Annotated in this window: 4 protein-coding genes; 3 read left to right on the top strand and 1 reads right to left on the bottom strand. The window is 70.1% G+C overall.

The features are described from left to right. Positions 1–6: 6 nt before the first annotated feature. Together RT309_RS14540 and RT309_RS14545 are read left to right on the top strand one after the other, a co-directional pair. A complete protein-coding gene (locus RT309_RS14540; RefSeq protein WP_313358185.1) occupies positions 7–735 on the top strand; it encodes a LysR substrate-binding domain-containing protein in 729 nt (242 codons plus the stop codon). Positions 736–779: 44 nt separating this feature from the next. Beyond that, positions 780–1,496 carry a glutamine amidotransferase-related protein gene (locus RT309_RS14545; RefSeq protein ID WP_313358180.1) on the top strand — a complete coding sequence of 239 codons (717 nt, stop codon included), beginning with the start codon at positions 780–782 and terminating at the stop codon, positions 1,494–1,496. 37 nt (positions 1,497–1,533) lie between these two features. On the opposite strand, the gene RT309_RS14550 is transcribed toward RT309_RS14545, so the two are convergent. Next, positions 1,534–1,995: a glutaminase gene (locus RT309_RS14550; RefSeq protein WP_313358181.1), complete on the bottom strand. Its 462-nt coding sequence runs from the start codon at positions 1,993–1,995 to the stop codon at positions 1,534–1,536. A gap of 75 nt (positions 1,996–2,070) precedes the next feature. Between RT309_RS14550 and purU the strand changes: the two genes are divergently transcribed. Then, the gene (gene purU, locus RT309_RS14555; protein ID WP_313358183.1) at positions 2,071–2,922 is read left to right on the top strand and encodes a formyltetrahydrofolate deformylase; all 852 of its coding nucleotides are present in this window, start codon (positions 2,071–2,073) and stop codon (positions 2,920–2,922) included. Positions 2,923–3,072: the final 150 nt, after the last annotated feature.

Consider the following 3,072-nt stretch of genomic DNA (forward strand, 5'->3'; position numbering starts at 1 on the left):
GAACCGGTGAAGAACGACCGTCGCCGCGCTCCGAAGGGCGGGCGGCCGCGCCCCGCGAAGACGCAGAGGCCGGCGCAGAAGCCGGCGCAGAAGCGCACTCCGCGCCCCTCGCCGCAGCCCGCACCCACCCCTCCGATCGATGAGACACCGCGCGTGTTCCGCCTCGGCGTGATACCCGGCGCCACCCCGGGCAAGTGGGTGGATGCCTGGAAAGGGCGGATGCCGCAGGTCGACATCGAACTCGTGCCCATCGCGGTCGCCGGTCAGCGTGCGGCCGTCGACGACCTCGATGCCGCTCTGGTGCGCCTGCCGCTCGATGACCGCGATGACCTGCACGTGATCCCGCTCTACGATGAGATTCCCGTGGTCGTGGCATCCGTCGACTCCTTCCTGATGGCGACAGATCGGCTCACCGCGGACGACCTCGCCGGGCAGGTGCTGATCACCCCGGGCGACGACGTGCTCGGCCCGCTCGATCTGCCCACGCAGGCGCCGTCGTTCCCGACGATCGGCTCCACAGAAGATGCCGTCGCGACCGTCGCCTCGGGCGTCGGCATCCTCGTCGTGCCGATGTCGCTCGCTCGGCTGCACCACCGCAAGGACGTCGACTACCGCCCGCTCCTCGGCGGACGCACCTCGACGGTGGCCCTGGCGTGGCCGCGCGCGGCGACGACACCCGACGTCGAGACATTCGTCGGCATCGTGCGCGGACGCACCGCGAACTCGTCGCGCTGAGTCGTCAGCGCGGCCTGCGGCATGCCGGCCAATAGACTCGGCGCATGTCCTCGGTGCTGTACGTCTGCGTTCGACCCGAACGGAGCGCGGCAGATGCCGAGCACCGCTCGTTCCGTCGCGGGCTTGGCCTGGCGGCACTCGACCGCATCGATCTTCTGCACGCCTCTCTCGAGACGGTGGAGTGGCAGCAGTACGAGGGTTTCGTCATCGGCGGGTCGCCGTTCAATGTGACGGATGCCGAGAAGGGCGAGCACCAGAGGGCGGTCGAGCACGACCTCGAGCGCATCGCGAAGCGCGTGCTCGACGGCGCCGCGACCGCGCTGTTCACCTGCTACGGCATCGGGGTCGTGACACGGATGCTGGGCGGCAGCGTGCACACCGCTCAGCCCGAGCAGGCCGGCGCGACCACCGTGCATCTCACGGATGCCGGGATGGCGGATCGGCTGTTCGGCCCGAGCGCTCCGAGCATGTCGGTGTTCACCGCGCACAAGGAGTCGGCACGCGAGACCCCTCCCGGCGCGGTGCTGCTGGCCACGAACCCCGCCTGCACCGTGCAGGCCTACCGCGTCGGCGAGCGGCTGTATGCCACGCAGTTCCACCCCGAGGCGTCACCGCAGGACTTCGCCGATCGGATGGCCGTGTACCGAGCATCCGGCTACTTCGACCCGCGCGAGTACGAGAGCACCGAGCGCGCCGTGCTCGATGCATCGGTCGAGGGAGAGGATCTGCTGCGGCGGTTCCCTGGACTGATACGAGGCTGAACTCGGCCCTTCGACAGGCTCAGGAACCCAGGAGGGATCAGGGGCCGAGAGCGAGGGCGATCCGCTCGTCGAGGTACCCGCGCAGCGGCACGAGCGCACCGCCCGGCGACCAGCGCACGCCCGGCACCCCGTCGAGCAGGGCGAGAGGTCCGGACTCCCCGCCGGCATCCACCGCCGCGACGTCGAGCACCTGCCAGCCCACGTGCACGACCTCGCCCTCGGCGAAGCCGCCCCTGCGCGCCTGCGCGCGACGCTCCGCTCTGGCCCGCGCGGATTCGGCCGTGTATCCCCGGCGCACGGGGTCGGCAGCGCGCAGGATCTCGACGGTCGACAGCACGCGGTCGTCGGTGAGCAGCAGCACCCCGAGATGCCAGGCGGAACCCGCCGGGACGATCCGATCGGCACGCCACCGCGAGGTGCGCTCGCGGCCGAGAGACTCGCGCGGAACGCCGACCAGGCGCGACCGCGCATCCCGCAGCAGCTCCTGAGTCGCACCCATCCGTCAAGGGTAACGATTGGGCGCGGCCTGCAGGATGCGGGCAGAATCGACAGACACCCCAGTTCAGGAGCATCCATGCCGCACACCGACGCCGCACGCCTTCTCATCGCCTGCGACGACCAGCCGGGAATCGTCGCGGCTGTCGCCGGAGTGCTGGCCGCGCACGGGGCCAACATCATCTCCCTCGATCAGCACTCCACCGACGAGGAGGGCGGCCGGTTCTTCCAGCGCACCGTCATCCATCTCGAGGGGCTTTCGGCGAAGCGTCCCGAGCTCGAGGCGTCGATCGCCGACGTCGCGGACCGTTTCGGCATGGAGTGGTCGCTGCACGACACGTCGAAGCGCAAGCGCGTGGCGATCTTCGTGTCGAAGTACGACCACTGCCTGCTGGAGCTGCTCTGGCGCACTCAGCGCGGCGAGCTCGACATCGATGTGACCATGGTGATCTCGAACCACCCCGACCTCGCCGAGTCGGTGCGCTCGTTCGGCGTGCCGTTCATGCACATCCCCTCGCGCGACAAGGACGCGATGGAGGCCCGCCAGCTCGAGCTGCTGCAGGGCAACGTCGACCTGGTCGTGCTGGCCCGGTACATGCAGATCCTCACCGACGACTTCATCGAGCGCCTCGGAGCCCCGGTGATCAACATCCACCACTCGTTCCTGCCGGCGTTCATCGGCGCGAACCCGTACGCACGGGCCAAGGACCGCGGCGTGAAGCTGATCGGCGCGACCGCGCACTACGCGACCGCAGACCTCGACGAGGGCCCGATCATCGAGCAGGACGTCACTCGAGTCACGCACGCGGAGTCGGCTGCGGAGCTGCAGCGGCGCGGTGCCGATGTCGAGAGGTATGTCCTCGCTCGCGCGGTGAAGTGGCACGCCGAGGACCGTGTCATCGTGCACGGCCGCTCGACCGTCATCCTCTGACCCTCGCGAGCATCCTCTGACCCTCGCGAGTGAGCACGCGCTGCCGGTCGGATCAGCCGGGCAGCCCCGCCACCAGCTCGGCGAACACTTCGGCCGCCGTGCGACCTCGCGACAGGGGCGCCGACTGGCCGAGCCACAGCGACTGCAGCT

The sequence above is a fragment of the Microbacterium sp. genome, assembly GCF_032084865.1.
Taxonomy (GTDB): domain Bacteria; phylum Actinomycetota; class Actinomycetes; order Actinomycetales; family Microbacteriaceae; genus Microbacterium.